Consider the following 21676-nt stretch of genomic DNA (forward strand, 5'->3'; position numbering starts at 1 on the left):
TACCCGGTGATTTTCAAGCGCAATATTCTGCATAAGCTGATTGCTTATCTGGTAATCATCAGCGTGCTGCCGCTATTGCTGCTGGCGGTGAGCGTGTACGACGTGGTCGAACGGACCTTGTCCGATCTGACCACGCATTACAGTCTGCAGTTGCTCGAAACCCATCGTGATTATCTGGAACTGCAAATGGAGCAGGTTCAGAATTTGGCAACGCGCCTGGCCAGTATCGAAGATATCGGTGATGTCGCCGCGCGTGCCGATACCGATGAAAAACGTAATGCCTATGATGAGCTGGCCACCCAGGCCAAGATCCGTGAGACGCTCAATATTTACGGTAGCTCCAAGGGAATCGTCTCGATTGATCTGTTCACGGCACAGGGACATCGGTTCTACGTTGGTGACACGATGACCCTGCCACAGGTCAACGAAGCGACCCGCATGGCCCTGTTTCAGAAGGGACTGGCATCGTCGCACCGGATCTTGTGGTTAGGCGTGGAAAATAATCTCAATACGGCATCGGCCTCGCACAAAGTACTGACGGCGTTGAAGATCATCTGGCATTTTTCACCTGAGAAAAAATCTGCGGTACCGGTAGCGATGTTGTTGATCAACTATTCCACAGACTATCTGTTCGAGTATTTCAGTCGGGTTGATCTTGGGCAGGATGCCACGCTGGTGGTGCTGGATACCGAGGGACGCATGATATTTACGCCGGATCGTACCCAGATCGGGCAACTGGCACCGCCTGCACTGCGCAAGCTACCGATCCCCGATAAAGGAGCCTCGCTTTCGCATCTGGATTTGCAGCGCAACCTGTTCATGTCGACGTCTCTGCATGCCGAGCCCTGGCAAGTCATCGGTATGGTACCCAAGTCCACATTGCTGGCCCCGATGCGGCGGCTGACGTTGATTGCGGTATTGTTAATCTTGCTCTCGGCGGTGGTCATTGTGGTTGCCACCCGGCAGTTCCGGCGCAATATCATTGCCCCGGTACAGGCCATATCCGAAGGTTTTCGGCGGCTTCAGCCCCATATTGATCGACCCAATACCGCGCCTGCGGTAGAACATCTGCCGGTACCGGCGAGTGAAGATGAGATCAGTGAACTGGTGAACTGGTTCAACGCGTTTCTCGATAGCCAGACCATGCGGGTTCAGTATGAAAAGGACATGGAGGCCAGTCGTTACAAATTTGCCAGTGTCTTTGAACATGCTCCGATGCCATTGACGTTGGTGCGCAAGAGTGGGGAGTTTGTCGACGTCAATGAATTCTGGCTACGTCAGTTCGGCTATCAGCGCGAAGACATCATTGGCAATACCGCACTTGGCATTGGTCTGTGGGTCGACCCCAGCGAGCGCGCCATCATGGTGGCGCAGGCCAATCAGACCGGCATCATCAATCGTATGGAGACCCACTTCCGTACCAAGGATGGCAAGGTGCTGATCTGCGCGCTGTCGGGACGACCGCTCAATATCAATGATCAGGATCTATACATCCTGACGCCGGTCGACATCACGCGCCAGCGTCAGGCCGAGCGCGAAATCCTGGAAATCAATGCCCAGCTTGAGTCGCGCGTGCTGTCGCGTACCACCAGGCTGGAGCAAGCCAACAAGGAACTCAATGCCGCGCTGGATACCCTCAGCATGGCGCAGGGGGAACTGGTGCGTGCCGAGAAAATGGCGGCGCTCGGCTCCCTGGTGGCAGGTATCGCGCATGAAATCAATACACCGGTTGGCGTCATTGTCACCGGTGCTTCCGTGCTCAGTGAGGCCAGTGATGAGGTGGCAAAGAATGTTGAGCAGGGAGTGATCCGCAAGTCCGATATCCTGCACTATCTGCATACCGCGACCGAGAGCTCGCGCCTGATTCTGTCCAATGCCGAGCGCGCTGCCAATCTGATTCAGAGCTTCAAGCAGGTGGCAGTGGATCAGACCAGTGAGCAGCGCCGCGAATTCGAGATCCATCAGTTTGTTGAGGGATTGATTACCAGTCTTACCCCGACCTTGCGTAAGGCGCGCGCCAGTATCGAATTGCGTGGCACCGATGACGCTGAGATGGACAGCTATCCCGGCCTGCTGGCGCAGGTATTGACGAATCTGGCCATGAATGCAGTCACGCATGGTTTTGCCGGACGCGCAGAAGGGCATATCGTGATCGACATTCAGGTTGAAGGCGAGCTCGTTATAATTCAATTTGACGACGATGGTATTGGTATTCCAGAAGCCAATCTGGAGAAGATATTTGATCCGTTCTTCACCACCAAACGGGGCCAGGGAGGTACTGGTCTGGGCCTCAATATCGTTTTCAATATTGTCACGGAGCAACTGGGTGGCACGATCACTGTGCGCAGTGCGGCAAACCAGGGAGCGCATTTCAGAATGGTGATTCCGCGGGTAACCAAACAACTCCGGGAAGCGCCGCAGTGAGCCGTTAGTGAGTCGGTAGTAACAGGGGCGTGACTGATCCTGGGGCCCGGTACAGTGCATCGTGCGCTGGCGACAAGATGTTCCGAGGCAGACATAGCATGGATTGCGATTAACCTTGATCTCGCGAGACGATAATGATCCAACACGCTGACGATGAAAACGACTGGTTTGCAGCAGAGGATAGCGCCGTCAAACCTCACCCTGCCGCTGCCAGATGGCGGGTGCTGATCGTCGATGACGAACCCGATGTGCATGCGGTAACCCGCCTGGCACTGAACAAAATTGTCTTCAAGGACAAGGAAATCGATATTCTCTCCGCCTACTCGGCCGAAGAGGGATATCAGTTGATGCGTGACGAGTCCGATATCGGCATGATCCTGCTGGACGTGGTGATGGAGACCGATGATGCCGGTTTGCGGCTGGTCAGACGGATCCGCGATGAGCTCAACAATCTTGCGGTTCGTATCATCCTGCGCACCGGCCAGCCGGGCCAGGCGCCTGAGCAGAAGGTCATCATTGACTATGACATCAATGACTACAAACTGAAAACCGATCTCACGGCCTCCAAGATGTTGACGACCGTGATTTCATCGCTGCGTGCCTATGAAGGGATCAAGACGGTCGAAGCCAGTCGTCATGGACTGGAAAAAATTCTGCAGGCGGTCAGTAATCTGTATCAACTCGATTCGCTCAAGGAGCTGGCCACGGGCGTGCTCACACAGATTGGTGCGATTCTCGGCTTTGGAACCGATGGTGTGCTATGCGTGATGCATACACGCAAGGCTCAGCAACAGTCGGAGCCGGTTGTGATTGCCGCGACCGGGATGTCCATGCCGTTGGTGGAGCAGCAATTTCTGCCGCCTGAACATCCCTGGACTCCGGCCATTCTGCAAACCTTCCGCGACCACACCAGTCTCTATGCGCCGGATGTGAACGTGCTATCGATTGAGGCCAAGGACGGTTACCAGTTTGCGGTCGCCTTTTCGCCACGCTGGACGCTGAATGCGCTTGAACGCAGTCTGCTGGATATTTTTTGTAACCGTATTGCAGCTGCGTTCGACAACCTGCACATGTTTGACTTGCTCAAGACCACCCAGGAAGCGACCGTGATTGCACTGGCCGATCTGGCCGAGTCGCGTGATGCCACCACTGGTGGCCATGTGCGGCGGGTCTGCAAACTGACCAATGCCATCGCGCTCGAACTGCAGCGCATGCACAAACTGCCGGCCGATACGGATCCCAATTTTCTGACCTTCGTGGGGATCGCCAGCATTCTGCACGATATCGGCAAGGTCGCCATTCCGGATGCGATCCTGCTCAAGCCCGGCCGTCATACGCCGGAAGAGCGCATCATCATGGAAGCTCATGCCATGATTGGTGAAACCGTGCTCTCGCACGCCTCCAGTACCGTCGAGGGTGTCAGCAGTCTGAGCATCGGCGCCGAGATCGCAGGCGGTCATCATGAGCATGTTGATGGTAACGGTTATCCGCGTGCGCTCAAGGGTGAACAGATACCGTTGTCGGCACGGATCGTGGCGGTGGTCGATGTGTTTGATGCCTTGCTGCACAGTCGTCCTTACAAACCTGCGTGGCCCTTGCAGGAGGTGCTGGATTACATTGATGCGCGCAGTGGTAGCCAGTTTGACCCGGATGTCGTGACGGCATTACGTCACTTTCTGGCAACAGAAAAGCCGGACTGGATCATCGCCGAAGGACATTGATCGCGAAGGGAGCGGCCATGCGCCTGTTGGTGTTGTCAGATCTGCATCATGAAATATGGCGTGATCATGCACCGCAGATGGATTTGTCCCGTAGTCGGCCGGATGTGGTGATACTGGCCGGCGACATCCATCTCGGTGCGCACGCTATCCCATGGGCAGCGCGTGCGTTCGCACCGTTGCCGGTACTGTATGTGGCCGGAAACCATGAAGCCTATGGCAGTACCCTGGAACGGGCCCGGCAACTGATCGATGAGGCCTGTGCGCGAACTACCAATGTGCAACAGCTGCACTGTCGCGAGCTGCAGCTTGGCGGGGTGCGTTTTCTGGGCGCCACGTTGTGGACCGATTTCTGCCTGTTCGGCGAACCGACACAGGCACAGGCGATGCTCGCCGCGCAGGAGGTGATGAATGACTATCGCAAGATCAGGCGATCCGGGCCGGCGCAGCAAACACTGTGTCCGGAGGATACGGCCAGGCTGCATGTGAACGAGCGTGACTGGCTTGCCAACCGACTGGCACAACCGTTTGATGGCAAGACAGTCGTCATTACCCATATGGCACCCTCGATGCACTCGGTATCACCGCGCTATGCAGACGATCCGGTGTCGGCCGGTTTTGCGTCGCGCCTGGAGCATCTGGTGCAGCAGAGCGATGTCTGGGTACATGGACATATGCACGAATCCTTTGATTACCAAGTCGACAAGTGTCGCGTGGTCTGCAATCCTTGCGGCTATCGAAGTCGCAATGGCACACCGGAAAACCCACAATTCGACGTCAACTTCGTGGTTGATCTCGCGCGGACATGATGGGAAGTCGTGGGCGACTGCCTCGGCGATTCTTCAGACGGGTTATGCTGATGCCTGTGATCACTCCTCCGGTGCACTCCACATGCCCATAGACTATCTCCGCAGCCTTGCTGGCAAAGACCGTACCGTGCGCGCCAATCGTCAGTTGGCGTTTGTACTTTCTGGTATCGCAGGTGCCGTCAATGCAGGAGGATTTCTGTTGGTGGGGCAATTCACATCGCACATGTCCGGCATCGTCTCGGCCATGGCCGAAGATCTGGCCGCTGGTGCTTTCGGCTTGCTGGTATCAGGATTTGCAGGTGTCTTGTTTTTTATTGCCGGCGCGGCCAGCTCGGCGATCATGATCAACTGGGCGCGCAAACGGACCTTGCAGGCCGAGTATGCATTGCCGCTGATTGCCGAAGCGCTGCTACTGCTGATTTTCGGTCTGCTGGGCGGCAATGTCGCCGGCGTTGAGTGGCTCTTCGTGCCGGTGACGGTGATGCTGCTGTGTTACATCATGGGTTTGCAAAACGCCATGATCACCAAGCTCTCGCATGGCGAAATCCGCACCACCCATGTCACGGGCATGGTCACCGATATTGGTATCGAGCTGGGCAAGGCGCTGTACTGGAACAGCCATCGGCACCCGGCCGACATGGATGTTCACGCTGATATCGGCAAGCTGAAAAACCTGTCGGCACTGGTGAGTTTTTTCTTCCTTGGCGGCGCATTGGGCTCGTTCGGTTTCAGGAGCATCGGCTTTGGTTTTACGCTGTTACCGGCAGCGTTGCTGATGTTGATGACGCTGGTGCCACTGATCGATGATCTGCGCCGCCTATGGCGCCTAACCCGCTAAATTCCTCAGGGCTCGACCAGTGTCGTCGTGACTTCGGTGGTGACACTGGTCATCAGCTTATGGATCGGGCATTTCTCTGCCACGCTCAGTAACTCATGTCGTTGTGCCTCGGTAAGTTCACCACCGAGTTCAATGCTTGCGGCGAGCCGGTACTGGCCTTGTCGCTCCTGGCTATTGTCACGGTCGATCCTTACCTGCACATCTTCCAGCGGAATATTCTTGCGTTGGGCGTACCACACCAGTGTCAGTGCCTTGCAGGCGCCGAGCGCCGCATCGTAGAGATCGTGTGGATCAGGGCCTGCATCGGCGCCGCCTTCGGCTACGGAGGCATCGGCCGACACCAGATGGTTACGGATATGGACGATGTGACGCATGGCTTGCGACAGGTCGCGCTTGACTTCGATGGACATAGAGTGTTCCTTGGCGTGGGGTTGAGATCAGCAATGTAGCGCTTTTTCTTCAGCCACGCAGCTGTCGCTTGCCGCTGCCGGGGAGTCAATTGCGATTGGGTGACTGGCAGAATTGCCCGTTGCACATCAGGAGTCCGATGCGGCGGGCTGGATTGATATCGAAATGTCACCGTTGACGGTCTGGGCTTCGGCGGCAGTCCAAGGGGCGGCCGCCATGATCAGTGCGGCGGCGATAGCCATCAGCATGATTGCTGCGGTGATGGCTGCCTGAGAGATGCTTTTCATGATTGACTCCTGCCGGATCGTGATGCGTTTGCATGTGCTACATGAGCTTTTACGGCATCGGGAGGAAAATTCTTGAGTCATTTTTCGCGTCACGGCAACAATTTACACTTGTCAGCGTGACGTGTTTTTTCGACAAGTTTTTGTGCTGAAAAATCGTGTCTCCACGCAGCGTCCACGCATTCTTGTTACTTCTGGCATACTTTTATTCGTGTTGCCCAGTAGAAGTGCTTGATCAAATAACAAGAATGGAAGGCGCTGTCATGACTTATCACGGCTTTCGTCGGTCCCGGTTGCTCTACGTCATCACCCCGTTACACGCTCCGGTAACTGTCCGGTTCCACGCTCCCCCTTTATTTTCTTTTCCCTCACGCATGCCCTGTAACAAGCTGCCGTAGTCGCTTTTTCAAGCGCTACCTTGTGTCGGCTATCGTCATGACCGACCTTACCCTGAAGGACAATGCACATGAAAAATCTGAATATCTCCACCCGTCTCACACTTGGATTCGGTCTTGTTATCAGCTTGCTGATCGTGGTCGCCAGCCTTGGTACGTTTGGCATGTCGCGCATCAATACCGCACTGCGTGACATCACCGATGTCAACAATGTGGAAGCGCAACTCGCCAACCGGATGAAATCCACGCTCGAACAACGCTCTATTGCCATTCGTAACGTGGTCTTGTTGACCGAAGACAAGGATATGGCGCGCCAGGTCGAGGTTATCCGCAAGCAGGAACAACTCTACGCACAGGCCTATGCCCAGCTCGGTCGCTTGTTTGCCACGACTGACACTACACCCCAGGAGCACGCGCTGTTCGATGCGCTCAAAGCCGATGAAGTCGCCGCCGTGCCTTTGATGGAAAAGAGCATCAAGCTCGGGCTGGGCAACGACAATGCCTCGGCCACTAAAGTCTTGATGGAAGAAGTCCTGCCGCGTCAGGAGCAATGGCTCAAGCGGCTGACGGATCTGGCCACATTTGAGGAGCAGCTTAATGTCCAGCTGGCTGAGCAGTCCAAGCGCACTTACCATGCACTCAGTGTCACCGTACTGACGGCAACGGCATTGGCAACCTTGCTCGGTTTGCTCGCGGCGTGGCTGATTGTACGTGGCGTATTAAGGCAGCTCGGCGGCGATCCGCGTGAGGCGCAATACACCGCACGCAAGATCGCACAGGGAGATTTAACGGTGCGTATGCGGGTGGCTGAGGGTGATCAGGATAGCCTGATGGCCTCACTGGAAATCATGCGCGGCCAGCTCAGTCAGGTGGTGTCCGGGATCAAGTTGTCGGCTGAATCCATCTCGGTAGCTGCCGCAGAGATCGCCCGTGGCAATACCGATCTGTCACAGCGCACTGAAGAGCAGGCCGCCTCGCTGGAGGAAACCGCTTCCAGCATGGAACAGCTGACTTCGACCGTGCAACAGAACACCTTCAACGCCAAAGAGGGCAATACGCTGGCCGAGAGCGCTAGGCAGACGGCGCAGGACGGTGGTGCTGTGGTGGAGCGTGTGGTGCTGACCATGGAAGAGATTGCTGGTAGCTCAGCCCAAATGGAAGACATCATTTCGGTGGTGGAGGGGCTGGCATTTCAGACCAATATTCTGGCACTCAATGCCGCGGTGGAAGCTGCCCGTGCCGGCGAACAGGGGCGTGGCTTTGCCGTTGTGGCAACCGAGGTGCGTAGTCTGGCGCAGCGCAGTGCGGCTGCGGCCAAGGAGATCCGTACCTTGATCGGCAATTCTCTGACCCATGTCCAGCATGGCTCGCAGTTGGTGCATCAGGCTGGTGAAACCATGCAGGCGGTATTGCGTTCGGTACAGAGTGTGGCCGATGTGATGACCGAGATTACGGCAGCATCTCGCGAGCAAAGCGATGGCATCGAACAGATCAATACGGCAGTGGTACAGATGGATCAGGTGACGCAACAGAATGCTGCACTGGTGGAGCAGGCTGCTGCTGCGGCACAGGCGTTGTCTGATCAGGCCCAACGTCTGCGGAGTGCGGTGGCTGTCTTTACGGTAGATCTGGTGGATGTCGTCAGCATGCCATTCAATTCCTTGCCGCAGCCTTCCGCAGCACTGCTGACTTAGGTGTTGGTCAGGCTGGCGGCGTGGTGTGCGTGGCGTCGCCAGCCTGCTGCGGAAGTTGATCAATATCGGCAAACACATAGCCGACGCCGTAGATCGATTGAATCGCGTTGATCTCGCCAAAGAATGGTTGCAGCTTGCGTCGCAGATTCTTGATATGGGTGTCGACGGCGCGATCAGTGACCGCACGGTAGGTATCGTGCAGATGGTTGAGCAGTTGCTCGCGTGAATAAACCTGTCCCGGTGCGGCGGCAAAGGTCTTGAGCAGGCGCAGTTCGAGTGGCGTCAGCGTCAGTAACTCGCCATCGATGCTGGCCTGATGCCGCTGCTCGTCGATCTGCAGGCGTGATGCTGACGTAGTCGTTATTGCGGCCGCAGCGGCAAGTGGCTCGGCGACCTGCTGCTCGCGCCGGCTGCGGCGCAGCATCGCCTTGACCCGGGCGACTACTTCGCGTGGGCTGAATGGGTTTTTACTGAGGTAGTCATCGGCGCCGAGTTCCAGACCACGCAGGCGATCTTCCTCTTCGGCGCGGGCTGTCAGCATCAGGATCGGTACATCGGTGAAGCGACGCAAGGCCTGGCAGATCTGCCAGCCATCCAGTCCTGGCAACATGATATCGAGCAGCACCAGATCAGGACGCTGCTGCTGCACGGCCGACAGGACGGCGTCGCCATGCGCGACATGACGGGTGGTATAGCCGCATGCTGCCAGATATTTCTGCAGCAACTCCGCCATCTTGGGCTCATCTTCAACGATCAGGATATCGGCACTGACCGGTGCGCGGAACTCAAAATCGGGCGGTCTCATGACGTTGCCCTGGCTGGTGCGATTAGCAGCATGGGCAGTGCAATCGTGATCCGCAAGCCACCTAGTGGCGAGTCGCTGGCGCTAATAAGGCCTTGGTGGGCAGTCACGATGCGCTGGCAGATTGCCAGCCCTAGTCCGGCACCACCGCTGGCCCGGTTACGTGAGGCCTCGACCCGAAAGAAACGTTCGAACAGGCGTTCTCTGGCGCTGGCTTCAACCCCCGGTGCCGTATCGTCGAGCTGTATCTGCCACATGCGCTGCGCCTCATCGGCGCTGACGCTGACCTGTAACTGGCCCGGACCAAGCGGGTTGTGCGGGTCGGTATAGCGCAGACTGTTTTCGAACAGATTATTGAACAACTGCTGCAACCGGGCAGCGTCGGCATCTACCAGCATCTCTTCGGCGATGGCGCGCCAATGCAGCGCGATCCCACGACTACTGAAGCGCTCCTGATAAATCTGTACCGTGTGCTCCAGTAGTGGTACCAGATCGAGCGGGCTCTTACGGTAAGTCAAGGCACCGGCGTCGGCCAGTGACAGGTCGTAGAGATCATCGACCAGTTTGCTCAGTTGCCGGACTTCGGTCTTGAGCGAGGCCAGGGTAGTTGCATCAGGTTGCAGTACGCCATCCTGCAAGGCTTCGATCTGGCCATTGAGAATACCTAGCGGTGTACGCAGCTCATGTGAGACATCGGCCATGAAATCACGTCGCAGCTTTTCGTTACGTTCCAGCGTATGTGCGAGCTGATTGAAGTCAAGCGCCAGACGGCCCAGTTCATCCTCACTCTGGGCGATGACGCGAATCCCATAGTCGCCGTTGGCCAGTTCATGCGTGGCATCGGCGATCCGTACCAGCGGTTGGATCAAGACATTGGCAATCCGGATCACGATCAGCCCGACCAGCATCACGGCGACCAGGCCCAGTAGCAACTGCGCCTGTAACTGCTTCTGCTGAAAGCGCACATCGACAGCGCCGATCACGCTTTCAAACGGCGTCTGAGCAATCCAGCCGACGATAGCGTCATCTTGCATGATCGGACGCAAGCGTGCCTCCGGACCTATATTGGGGTAGCCAATCACGAATTGCCGATGCGCGTCCAGCAGCGTGAAGCGCATCGTGGCGCCGGTCAGGTCGGTGGTCTCGGTCGGCGGGTTGAATGATCGCGATCCCTGTTCGGCCAGTTCCGGGCGCATGAAGGAAAACCAGGTGCGCGGATCGTTGCGGACGAAATCCCAGTTTTGATGACTACGATAGGCCTGCTCCAGACGCGGCACCATTTCTTCCATCCGGTCTTGCGCCTGCTCGTTGAGATAGCCGAGGAAGTCACGCTTGAAAATGACATGACTGGCGGTACTCATCGCAACGATCAGTACCACCACCAGCGCCAGCATGGTCGTGAACAGCTTGAGCCGGATGCTGGCACGCTTGAACAGACGCTGATACAGCGACGATAGCGGCATGAGACCCGGGAAAGGGCGTGAATGGCGGGGGCGGGACATGGTCATTTTTGCTGCCGGCAGGCAACGGAAGTGGCTTTATTACGCGTTAGATTAGCAATTTCACGGGTGCTGGTGGCGATATTTTACGATCGTTACGATCCTCAATTTTTCTTCACAATTGGATTTTAGGATGCGGATTCCGATAGCTCACAGTGTCCGGACGATGTCATGCAACATGGCGTAGACGGGCCACAGTTCTTCCATGAAACCAGATCCTGTTCATCGCACTCCTCATTTGTTTGGCCTGACTGTTCTGACGCTCGCGATCGCCCTGTCAGCCTGTTCCAGACAGGGTGGCGGCCCCGCGCCCGGGCCAGCCGAGGTCGCCTATATGGTGATCAAGCCCCAGCATCAGTCGGTACTGACCGAGTTGCCCGGTCGCACAACCGCTTACCTGAGTGCAGATATTCGCCCGCAAATTGGCGGCATCATCCAGCAGCGCCTGTTCAAGGAAGGCGCTACGGTGCAGCAGGGGCAAGCGCTGTATCAGATTGATCCGGCCACCTATCAGGCTGCCTATGACAGTGCCAAGGCCTCGCTGGCCAAAGCCGAAGCGACACTGGCATCAGCTCAGCTCAAGGCCCAGCGGTATACCGAACTGGCCAAGATTGATGCCGTCGCCAAGCAGGATAACGACGATATGCAAAGTACGCTGCGTCAGGATCAGGCTGACGTGGAGGTACAACGTGCCGCGCTCAAGACGGCCAAAATCAACCTCGATTACACCCGCATTACCTCACCTATTTCTGGCCGTATCGACAAATCGACCGTGACTCCCGGTGCACTGGTGGTGGCCGAGCAGACCACTGCACTGACCACGGTACAAAAGATAGATCCGATCTATGTCGACGTTACCCAGTCCAGCGCCGATGTGCTGCGTCTGCGCAAGGAACTGGCCAGCGGTCAGATCCGGCGCAGTGGCGACAATGCCACCAACGTCAAGATCTTGCTGGAAGATGGTTCAACCTATGCCCAGATCGGCAAGCTGGAATTCACCAGCCTGTCGGTCGATAGCGGCACCGGCATGATTACCTTGCGGGCACTGGTGCCGAATCCGGATGGCATCCTGCTACCCGGTGCTTATGTACGGGCGGTATTGGAGGAAGGCGTGGATGAACATGCCATTCTGGTGCCACAGAAAGCGGTCAGCCGGGATGCTGCTGGTGGTGCCAGTGCCTTGATAGTCAACGCCGCCGGCAAGGTCGAGCAGCGCACATTGACAGTATCGCGGGCGGTAGGGAATCAGTGGTGGATCGGCGCCGGCCTGCAAGCCGGTGACAAGGTCATTGTCGATGGCTTGCAGAATATCCGCCCCGGCATGGTGCCGCATGCAGAGGAAGTCGCAGCACCTGCATCTGTCATGACACCACCGTCTACTGCCACTACGGCGAAGTAAGGAGCAGACATGGCACGTTTTTTCATCGACCGCCCCATTTTTGCCTGGGTACTGGCGATTGTGATCATGCTTGGCGGCTTGCTGTCGATCAGTAATCTGTCGCTGGAACAATATCCCGATATTGCGCCTCCCAAGGTCAACATCAACGCCACCTATACCGGTGCTTCGGCCAAGACGCTGGAAGACTCGGTGACTCAGGTCATCGAGCAGCAGATGAAGGGGCTCGACAACCTGGAGTACATGTCTGCCAGCAGCAGTTCGGCCGGCAGTGCCAGCGTGACCCTGACCTTCAAGGCCGGCACCAATGACGACGTGGCCCAGATGCAGGTCCAGAACAAATTGCAACAGGTGACATCGCGTCTGCCGCAGGCGGTACAGGACAACGGCGTGACGGTCACCAAGGCTTCCACTGATATTTTGATGGTGCTGGCCTTGACCTCGGATGATCCCACGATCACAGCGACTGATATTGGCGACTTCATCAGTAGCACCCTGACCGACCAGATCGCCCGCGTGCCAGGTGTCGGTGACGTGACGGCATTTGGTACCAACTACGCTATGCGCGTCTGGCTTGATCCTGACAAGCTACAAAAATATGCATTAATGCCCTCCGATGTTACCAGCGCACTGGAAGCACAGAATACGGAAGTCTCCGCCGGTGAGCTGGGGGCCTTGCCGGCGATTCCCGGGCAGCAGATTAATGCCACCATCACGGCGCGCAGCAAGCTGACGACGGCCGAGCAATTCCGTAACATCATTGTGAAATCCGACAGTAGCGGGGCAGTGGTCAAGCTGTCCGATGTCGCACGGGTCGAGCTCGGTGGTGAAAGCTACCAGACCAGCTCGCAACAGAACGGCAAGCCGTCTTCCGCGCTGGCGGTACAACTGCAATCGGGGGCCAATGCACTGGCAACCTCCAAGGCCGTACAGGCCAAGATTGCCGAGCTGGAGCCGTATTTCCCGGCCACCATGAAGCTCAAAAGCAGCATCGCCTATGACACCACACCGTTTGTGCGGGTATCGCTTGAGGAAGTCGTCAAGACTTTGATCGAAGCGGTGGTGCTGGTGGTGCTGATCATGTATGTTTTCCTGCAGAATCTCCGCGCTACCTTCATTCCGGCGATCACGGTACCTGTGGTGCTGTTGGGTACCTTTGGTGTACTGGCGCTGTTTGGTTATTCGATCAATACCCTGACCATGTTCGGCATGGTGCTGGCAATCGGACTGCTGGTGGACGACGCCATCGTGGTGGTGGAAAACGTCGAACGGCTCATGCGGGAAGAGCATCTCAATGCCAAAGAGGCGACCCGCAAGTCAATGCAGGAAATTACCGGCGCTCTGGTCGGGATCGCGCTGGTGTTGTCGGCCGTGTTTATTCCGATGGCGTTTTTTGGCGGCTCCACTGGCGTGATCTATCGGCAGTTCTCGATCACCATCGTCTCGGCAATGAGTTTGTCTGTGCTGGTGGCGTTGACGCTGACGCCGGCTTTGTGTGCCTCTCTGCTCAAGCCTCATGATGACAAGCACGTGGCGCAGGGCCGTTTTTTTACCTGGTTCAACCGTACTTTCGAGCGCAATGCGACGCGCTATCGTGGTGGTGTCGGTGCGGTGCTGGCGCGCGGTAAGCGTGGGATGCTGGCATATGGGTTGATCGTGATCGCCATGGCACTGTGTTTTCTGCGCCTGCCGACGTCGTTTCTACCCGAAGAGGATCAGGGCGTGCTGATGGCGATGATTCAACTGCCTACGGGAGCAACCGCTGAACAGACTTCCGCTGTCATGAAGACAGTACAGGACTACTTCACCAGCAAGCCAGAGGTGGTGGATTCGATTCTCTCGATCGTCGGCGCTGGTATGGGCGGCAACAGCCAGAACGGTGCACGTGCCTTCATCCGCCTCAAGGATTGGGACGAGCGTAGCGGCAGTGTGACGTCGGCTACGGATCTGATGCGTCGTGCCAATGCGGATCTGAGCAAGATCCGTGGCGCCCGTATTTTCCTGATGAATCCACCTGCGGTACGAGGTCTTGGCCAGAGTTCGGGTTTTGATCTGGAACTCAAGGATGTCGGCGGCGTCGGTCACGATGCGTTACTACAGGCGCGTGACCAGTTCCTGCAACTGGCGCGCAGCAATCCGCAACTGGCCAATGTGCGCACCACCGGGCTGGACGATACGCCGCAACTGCGGGTGAGCATCGATGATCGCAAAGCCGATGCCTACAGCCTCGCCATCAGTGACATCAACAGCACCATGGCCACTGCCATGGGCGGCACCTATGTCAATGACTTCCTCAACAACGGCCGGGTCAAGAAGGTCTATGTGCAGGGCGATGCGCCGTTCCGGATGCAGACCGAAGACCTGAACAAATGGTACGTCCGCAACAGCGCGAGTCAGATGGTGCCACTGTCGGCCTTCACCAGCAGCAAGTGGACTTTCGGCCCCTCTTTGCTGGAGCGCTACAACGGTGTCTCCTCGTTCGAGATCGTCGGGGAACCGGCTGCCGGGGTGAGCTCAGGTACCGCAATGGCGGCGGTCCAGCAGATCATGACGAAGCTGCCGGCCGGTGTCGGCTATGAGTGGACCGGCTCTTCGGCACAGGAACGACAGTCCGGCAATCAGGCGCCGATGCTGTATGCGATTTCCATCCTGTTTGTTTTCCTCTGTCTGGCGGCCCTGTATGAGAGCTGGTCGGTACCGTTTGCGGTGATTCTGGCAGTACCGCTGGGGATTGTCGGTACCGTGCTGCTGACCGGCATCATGGGTTTGTCCAATGACGTGTATTTCCAGGTGGGCTTGTTGACCACGGTCGGTCTGGCCGCCAAGAACGCGATTCTGATTGTGGAGTTTGCCAAGCAACTGCATGAATCGGGTAAATCGCTCCATGCCGCCACGCTGGAGGCGGTGCAGTTGCGACTGCGGCCCATCCTGATGACCTCGCTGGCTTTCATGTTTGGTGTCCTACCACTGGCTGTGGCGAGCGGTGCTGGCTCTGCCAGCCGCCGTGCCATCGGTACCGGCGTGTTGGGCGGCATGGCTTCGGCGACCTTGCTGGGAATTTTCTTTGTACCGCTGTTTTATTACCTGATCGCTTCTCTGATGGAAAAACGTCAACTGCGCAAACGAGCTCCACAATCTCCAGTGATGACACAGGAGGGCGCATGATGCGATTAGCGACTTGTCTGCGCGCACCGGCACCGACCTTGCTGGCACTGACCCTCGCGCTGAGCCTGAGTGGCTGCGTCAATCTGGCGCCGACCTACGAGCAGCCAGCGGCACCGGTACCGGGTAACTGGTCGGGCGCTGCGCTGAGCGGGAATGTGAGCGGAACGACCAACGCCACTGCGGCAGACAGTCTGGACTGGCGAAGCTTCTTTCTGGATGAGCGTCTGCGTCAGGTCATTGCGCAGGCTCTGGCCAATAATCGCGACCTGCGGGTAGCGGCATTGAACGTGCAGTATGCACGTGCTCAATACAGGATCACCGATGCCAACCGCTATCCGGAACTCAGTGCCAGCGCCAGCAGCACCGCCAGCCGCACACCGGGTAGTCTGTCCAGTACCGGCAGTGCGCTGGTCTCGCACGACGACAGTGTCGGTCTGGGGGTGTCTGCGTTTGAACTGGACTTCTTCGGCCGTCTCAAGAATCTCAGTGACGCTGCGTTACAGACCTACCAGTATCAGGTGGAAACCCGTCGCAGCACGCAGATCAGTCTGGTCGCGCAAGTCGCCACGGCCTGGCTGACCCTGGCCTCCGACCGGGAATTGCTCAAGCTGTCACAGGATACCTTTGACAGCCTCAGCAAAACCTACGCGCTGAGTCTGCGCAGCCACGAGATTGGTACCACCTCCGCGATTGATCTTGCCAGTCAGGAAGCCAGCCTGCAGTCGGCCCGTGCTGACGTTGGTCAGTACACCAGTCAGGTTGCGCAAGATATCAATGCGCTGACCTTGCTGGTCGGTGCCAGTGTGGATGAGAAATTATTGCCGCATCAGTTACCTGCTGCGGCAGGAGCATTGCTGGAGGCACCAGCGGGCTTGCCATCGTCCACCTTGTTGCGCCGTCCCGATGTACTGGCGGCCGAGCATACGCTCAAGGCGGCACATGCTGATATCGGCGCTGCGCGTGCGGCGTTTTTCCCCAGCATCACGCTCACCGCCAGCGGCGGTACGGCCAGCAACGCCTTGGGTGGCTTGTTCAAACCGGGTAGTGGTGCCTGGAGTTTTGCACCATCCATCAATCTGCCGATCTTCAATGCCGGTAGCAATCGTGCCAGTCTGGATGCAGCCAAGATTACCCGCGACATCGATGTAGCCACGTATGAAAAGGCGATTCAGACGGCCTTTGAAGAAGTCTCCAATGCCCTCGCGGTGCGGGCTACCTTGCAACAGCGTCTGGATGCACAGCAACAGGTCACGGCGGCCGACGAACGTAGTTACCGCTTGTCCGATGCGCGTTATCGCAACGGCATTGACAGTTATCTGACGGCGTTGGTCGCACAACGGGCGCTCTACAGCGCGCAGCAGAGCCTGATCAGCTTGCGGCTGACCGAGCAGAGTAATCGCATCACACTCTACAAGGTGCTGGGAGGTGGCTGGGAGGAGTAAGGAAAAACCGGGGTGAGGAAAAGCAGGAATAGCGCACCTTGCCCGGCAGGCAAGGTGCATGGTGCAATCAGAACAAATTAGTCCTGCTTGATGCCTTCAGCCTGGATGTGCAGCTTGGTTGCCATGGAGAAACCATAGGCCTTGCCGAAGTCGACACCGAAGTCGTCACGATTGAACGTGGCGCTGGCTTCGGTACCGCAGACTTCGCGCTTCAACATCGGGTTGACGAAGCATTTGAAGGTTTCCAGCGTCAGTGTGACAGGACGGGTAACGCCGTGCAGGGTCAGATTGCCTTGTACCTGTGTTGGGACGCCGTCCTTGAAGCCGGAGAAAGTACCCTTGTAGACCGCAGTCGGATATTTTTCCACATCAAAGAAGCCGTCCGACTTGGCGTGCTTATCGAGACCAGCATTACCAGTATCAATCGAGCCGACGTCAATCGTCGCTTCAACAGTACCAGTTTGCGCTGCGCGGTCCAGCACGACGGTGCCGCTGCTCTTGGTGAACTTGCCGCGCCAGACCGATACGCCACCGAAGTGATCGGCTTCAAAGCTCGGATACAGGTGGCTTGGGTCCAGCTGATACGTCGCCGGGGCGGCAGTAGCAGACAGGGAAACGCTGGCGGCCAGCATGCTGAGGGCAATCCAGAATGGCTTTTTCATAATTTCTCCAGTGGTAGAACGTTGGTGGGTCGAAGTCGGTGAGCAGTGCTGCACTGCCAGGCTGGGTCATGGAGACGTTCAGGCATGGCCACAGTGCAGCAGCGAGGTAATCGGGTAATGCTTGGGTATAGCTTAGCAATACACTGTATCAGGTCCGCATTCATTCCAATAGTAGGGTAATCTGGATGACATTCGTCCAGGTTTGGCGGAGTGGATCCATTGGAGTGACAGTACATCCCATTTATTGCGCCAGGGAAATTTGGCGCCGGGTGTGTGGTCAATAGCGCAATGACCAAATTGCCACCTCGAAAGTTCCTCGGGCATAATGATCTGACTTGAACCAGATACCTGTCGACTGCCTGCGTATCGTCCCGGCGGGTACGCCCACAGGATCCGATGCGCTGCCCTGAATTGCAACTGCATAGAGGCTCATAATTGATACCAGAGATGGCGCAACTGCTCCTTGTATTCTGCCGCCGGCAGGCGCGGGAACAAGCGGTACGAATGAATAACGCAATCGCGCTTCACCTCAACCTTGACCGATCTCTCTAAAGGACATGGCATGTTCAGGTCGAAGTTAAGTCTGCCTTATTTTTGGGCACAATTCCTGCCATTGGCGTTGCTGGTGCTGGGCGCTGCCGCGTTCCGCTATAACAACAATATTGATGTCGAGTTGCATCGGTTGCAGATGCAGCAACAGGAGTATGTCGCCCTGGGTGCGATATCGCTGGCCAACGACATGGATGCGCCGTTGCGCCATCTCAGCATATTGGTACACGAAAATCCGATTCAGGCTGCCATCAACGATCCATCAGAGATCAACAAGGGTTTGATGGCGGACAGTTTTTCTACCTTGATCTTGCGCAATCCAGTCTACGATCAGGTGCGCTGGATTGATGAAGGCGGCAACGAAATCGTGAACGTGATGGCCGGCCTCAATGGTCCGGAACGCATCGCCGAGCAGGCCCTGGCAAACAAGAAGAACATGCCGTACTTTGCTCGCACCATGGCGTTACCCCGCAATGAAATCCTGCTTTCGCCGCTGGAACTGTACAAAACCAACGGGCACGTTGACGCGCCCCACAAGCCCGTCCTCAGACTCTCTGCACCGATCAGCGATGCCAATGGCAAGCCACGCGGAATTCTGATCATCAACCTGTTGATGGCACCCTTGCTGGAACACTTTGCCAATCAGGTCGAGCACGAGAGCAATCGCGCCATGCTTCTCAATGGTGAGGGATATTGGCTCTACAACACCAATACCAGTGACGAATGGGGCTTCATGTTTGGTCATGAGGTGACCATCGGCAAGCAGTTCGCGCGCATCTGGCAAATGATGCAGACGCGCCCGCAGGGCAATGAGATTGATGACGGTATCTGGTCGTGGCAGCGCGTTGAGCTGCAGGTTGGCAACCCGCGCTATCACGTCCGCCAGCCGTCACCCTGGACGGTGGCGATGTATCTTCCTTCGCAGCGACTGCTGATTGACAGAAATCTGATCATGATACGGTTGGGCGCTTTTGTCGCCGTGGTCTTGCTGGTTCTGGGACTGCTCTGTTGGCGGCTGGCCAGCATCCGTCGCAAGCGCGAGCTGGAAAATCATGACCGGTTGCGTACTGAAGCCGAGCTGGTCGTCAGTGAGCATCGGGTCGCCGAACTGGAGCGCTACCAGGAGGCGCGCTCGATGCTGGCATCCATTGTGGCGTCATCGGATGATGCCATCATCGGTACCGGCCTTGATGACATTATCACCAGCTGGAACCCCGGCGCTGAACGAGTGTTTGGCTATCTGTCCACGGAAGTCCTCAGTCAGTCGATCTACATGCTTGTGCCGGCCGAAAGGACCGAGGAAACACGCGGGCTTGTCACGCAGGTCGCCGAGGGCAGCAGGATCGTTAATTTTGAGACCGTACGGTGGCATCGCGATGGTCGTCTGCTGGATATCTCGGTGACGGTATCGCCGATCCTCGATAACCAGAAAAACATCATTGGTACGTCCTACATCGCGCGTGATATCAGTGATCGTAAGCGTCTGGAAAAAGAAGTCAATCAACACCGGCAGCATCTTGAGGCATTGGTGGAGCAGCAAACTGGCAAGCTGCGTGAGGTCAATCGTAATCTGGAGCTGGCCTTGTCCAGATCAGAGTCGGCTACGCGCGCCAAGAGCAGCTTCCTGTCCAACATGAGTCATGAAATCCGCACGCCCATGAATGCCGTGCTGGGGCTCACCTATCTGCTGGAAAAGACATCACTGCAAGCAGATCAGCGCGATCTGATTCGCAAGATACTGACCGCGGGACAGTCGCTGCTAGGCATCATCAATGACATTCTCGATGTCTCCAAAATTGAGGCCGGACGACTTGAGATCGAGAGTGTGCCGTTCCGCCTCAGTACCGTGCTGGAAAATGTCGTCAACGTCAATGTGCCCGCCATTGGTGACAAGCAGGTGGAACTGGTGGTGGGTTTCAATTATGTCGGGATCGAGCATTTATACGGCGACGCATTGCGGTTGGAGCAGATTTTGACCAATCTGACCAGCAATGCGATCAAGTTTACTACTGGTGGCGAGATCAGTATCCGTGCCGAAACCATCAGCAAGAACGGCGATCAGGTGGTGTTGCGTTTTGCGGTCACCGATAGCGGGATTGGTATTCCTAAATCGCGTCAGCAAGATATTTTCCATGCATTCACCCAGGAAGATACTTCTACGACCCGCCGCTATGGCGGTACCGGTCTCGGACTGACGATCTGTCGCCATCTGGTGCAACTGATGGGAGGCGAAATAGGCGTCATCAGCGAACCGGGTGAGGGTAGCCAGTTCTGGTTTACGTTGCCGTTTCAGGTTTTGCCAGAGTCGGTCACTGAACTCCAGGCGGGTCTGGTGTTGCAGGTGCTGGTGGCAGACGATCACGACAGTGCCCGGGCTATTCTGGCCGATACCGTCAAATCCATCGGCTGGCAGGTTGAGGTTGCCGAGTCGGGCGAAGATGCGTTGTCCCGCAGCATGGCAAAAATCCAGCATAACAACCCGTATGACGTGTTTCTGCTGGATTGGCGCATGGACGGCATTGACGGCCTGACGACCGCGCGCGCCATCCGTGAAGCTTCTGTGGCCCAGTCACTGTCGCCGGTCATCATCATCGCGACAGGGCACACCCGGGAAGACCTCTGGTCGGCGGCGGATCCAGGTCTGATCGATGCCGTCATCAGCAAACCGGTGACGCCGTCAACCTTGTACAACACAATTATTCAGGCATACCAACGTCGGGGTACCCCGGCGCTACAGCCATCAACGCAGGAAGCGTCGCAGGAGCATGCCGATATGCGTGGTCTGCGTGTGCTGGTGGTCGATGATAGTGAGATCAACTGCGAAGTAGCCCGGCGCATTCTTGAATCCGAAGGGGTCATTGTGTCTTGCGTCAATGATGGCTCTGAAGCCGTGACCTGGTTGCGAGAACAATCTGCCGATCTGGTTTTCATGGATATCCAGATGCCGCTCATGGACGGTTATCAGGCCACGCAGGAAATCCGCAACCAGCTTCAACTGAGTGCCTTGCCGATCATTGCGCTCACTGCAGGTGCATTCAAGGCGCAGCAGGAGGCGGCGCTGGCCGCTGGTATGGATGGCTTCCTCTCCAAGCCTTACAACATCGAACAGATCCTCAGCGTGGTGCGCCAGCATGCGGCAAATCCGCACGCCGACAAAACTGCCGGGCCGGTAACGGTGACCAAGGCGAGCGCCGCGCCAGCGCCCGTGCTCAATATCGACGTTGGTCTGGAAGCCTGGGGTAGCGTTGACCTGTACCGCAAATTCCTGCTGCAGTTTGCCGAGCAATATGGCGGTACGGCTGACCAGATTGTGGCGCACTTGCTGGTTGCCGAGACTGCTCCGGCCAAGGTGCTGGCACACAAGCTGCGTGGCAGCGCCGGTACATTGGCGTTAAATGAGGTCTATGAACTGGCCGGAGACCTGGAAGTGCTGCTGGTCGAACAGGTGCCGATTGCGGCTTGCCAGGAGCGCGCTGGCCAATTGCGGCAGGCAGTGCAGCGTGCGCAACATGCGATTGCCGATTATGCCGAGGCCAGTCAGCCTAGCTGAGGCAAACTTATTTTTGCGTCCGGTGCGCGAGGTGATCGCGA

General features: G+C 57.1%; 14 protein-coding genes. 9 read left to right on the top strand and 5 right to left on the bottom strand.

What is annotated here, in order from left to right; all coding sequences use genetic code 11:
- Positions 1-6: 6 nt before the first annotated feature.
- The 4 genes from FHW66_RS21285 to FHW66_RS18155 all read left to right on the top strand — a co-directional run bounded on the left by FHW66_RS21285 (position 7) and on the right by FHW66_RS18155 (position 5789).
- A complete protein-coding gene (locus FHW66_RS21285) occupies positions 7-2424 on the top strand; it encodes an ATP-binding protein (RefSeq protein WP_183381241.1) in 2418 nt (805 codons plus the stop codon).
- Positions 2425-2558: 134 nt separating this feature from the next.
- Positions 2559-4145, top strand: coding sequence for a response regulator (locus FHW66_RS18145; RefSeq protein WP_183381242.1), 1587 nt, complete (start codon positions 2559-2561; stop codon positions 4143-4145).
- A 17-nt stretch (positions 4146-4162) separates the two neighbouring features.
- A complete protein-coding gene (locus FHW66_RS18150; protein WP_183381243.1) occupies positions 4163-4951 on the top strand; it encodes a metallophosphoesterase in 789 nt (262 codons plus the stop codon).
- Between the two features lie 82 nt (positions 4952-5033).
- Positions 5034-5789, top strand: a complete 756-nt coding sequence (locus tag FHW66_RS18155; protein ID WP_183381244.1) for a YoaK family protein — start codon at positions 5034-5036, stop codon at positions 5787-5789.
- 5 nt (positions 5790-5794) lie between these two features.
- Here the strand turns inward: FHW66_RS18155 and FHW66_RS18160 are convergent, their stop codons facing one another.
- Together FHW66_RS18160 and FHW66_RS18165 are read right to left on the bottom strand one after the other, a co-directional pair.
- Positions 5795-6199: an OsmC family protein gene (locus tag FHW66_RS18160; RefSeq protein ID WP_183381245.1), complete on the bottom strand. Its 405-nt coding sequence runs from the start codon at positions 6197-6199 to the stop codon at positions 5795-5797.
- Between the two features lie 126 nt (positions 6200-6325).
- Positions 6326-6484, bottom strand: a complete 159-nt coding sequence (locus FHW66_RS18165; protein ID WP_183381246.1) for a hypothetical protein — start codon at positions 6482-6484, stop codon at positions 6326-6328.
- A gap of 463 nt (positions 6485-6947) precedes the next feature.
- Here FHW66_RS18165 and FHW66_RS21150 point away from each other — a divergent pair, with 463 nt between their 5' ends.
- The gene (locus FHW66_RS21150) at positions 6948-8570 is read left to right on the top strand and encodes a methyl-accepting chemotaxis protein (RefSeq protein WP_183381247.1); all 1623 of its coding nucleotides are present in this window, start codon (positions 6948-6950) and stop codon (positions 8568-8570) included.
- 7 nt (positions 8571-8577) lie between these two features.
- Here the strand turns inward: FHW66_RS21150 and FHW66_RS18175 are convergent, their stop codons facing one another.
- Entirely contained in the window at positions 8578-9375 is a 798-nt protein-coding gene (locus FHW66_RS18175) for a response regulator (RefSeq protein WP_183381248.1), read from the bottom strand.
- Positions 9372-10874 (bottom strand): ATP-binding protein, encoded by a 1503-nt coding sequence (locus tag FHW66_RS18180; RefSeq protein WP_255459053.1) that lies wholly within the window; start codon positions 10872-10874, stop codon positions 9372-9374. The genes FHW66_RS18175 and FHW66_RS18180 overlap by 4 nt, the downstream gene beginning before the upstream one ends.
- Positions 10875-11076: 202 nt before the next feature.
- Between FHW66_RS18180 and FHW66_RS18185 the strand changes: the two genes are divergently transcribed.
- From FHW66_RS18185 to FHW66_RS18195, 3 genes are read left to right on the top strand one after another with little or no spacing between them, the layout of a single operon-like run.
- Positions 11077-12270, top strand: a complete 1194-nt coding sequence (locus FHW66_RS18185) for an efflux RND transporter periplasmic adaptor subunit (protein ID WP_183381249.1) — start codon at positions 11077-11079, stop codon at positions 12268-12270.
- A gap of 9 nt (positions 12271-12279) precedes the next feature.
- Positions 12280-15432 (top strand): efflux RND transporter permease subunit, encoded by a 3153-nt coding sequence (locus tag FHW66_RS18190; protein WP_183381250.1) that lies wholly within the window; start codon positions 12280-12282, stop codon positions 15430-15432.
- Entirely contained in the window at positions 15432-16874 is a 1443-nt protein-coding gene (locus FHW66_RS18195; RefSeq protein WP_183381294.1) for an efflux transporter outer membrane subunit, read from the top strand. The genes FHW66_RS18190 and FHW66_RS18195 overlap by 1 nt, the downstream gene beginning before the upstream one ends.
- Before the next feature lie 77 nt (positions 16875-16951).
- Here the strand turns inward: FHW66_RS18195 and FHW66_RS18200 are convergent, their stop codons facing one another.
- The gene (locus tag FHW66_RS18200) at positions 16952-17536 is read right to left on the bottom strand and encodes a YceI family protein (protein WP_183381251.1); all 585 of its coding nucleotides are present in this window, start codon (positions 17534-17536) and stop codon (positions 16952-16954) included.
- A gap of 562 nt (positions 17537-18098) precedes the next feature.
- Here FHW66_RS18200 and FHW66_RS18205 point away from each other — a divergent pair.
- The gene (locus FHW66_RS18205) at positions 18099-21635 is read left to right on the top strand and encodes a response regulator (RefSeq protein WP_183381252.1); all 3537 of its coding nucleotides are present in this window, start codon (positions 18099-18101) and stop codon (positions 21633-21635) included.
- Positions 21636-21676: the final 41 nt, after the last annotated feature.

This window comes from Herbaspirillum sp. Sphag64, from assembly GCF_014192645.1.
Lineage (GTDB): Bacteria > Pseudomonadota > Gammaproteobacteria > Burkholderiales > Burkholderiaceae_D > Herbaspirillum.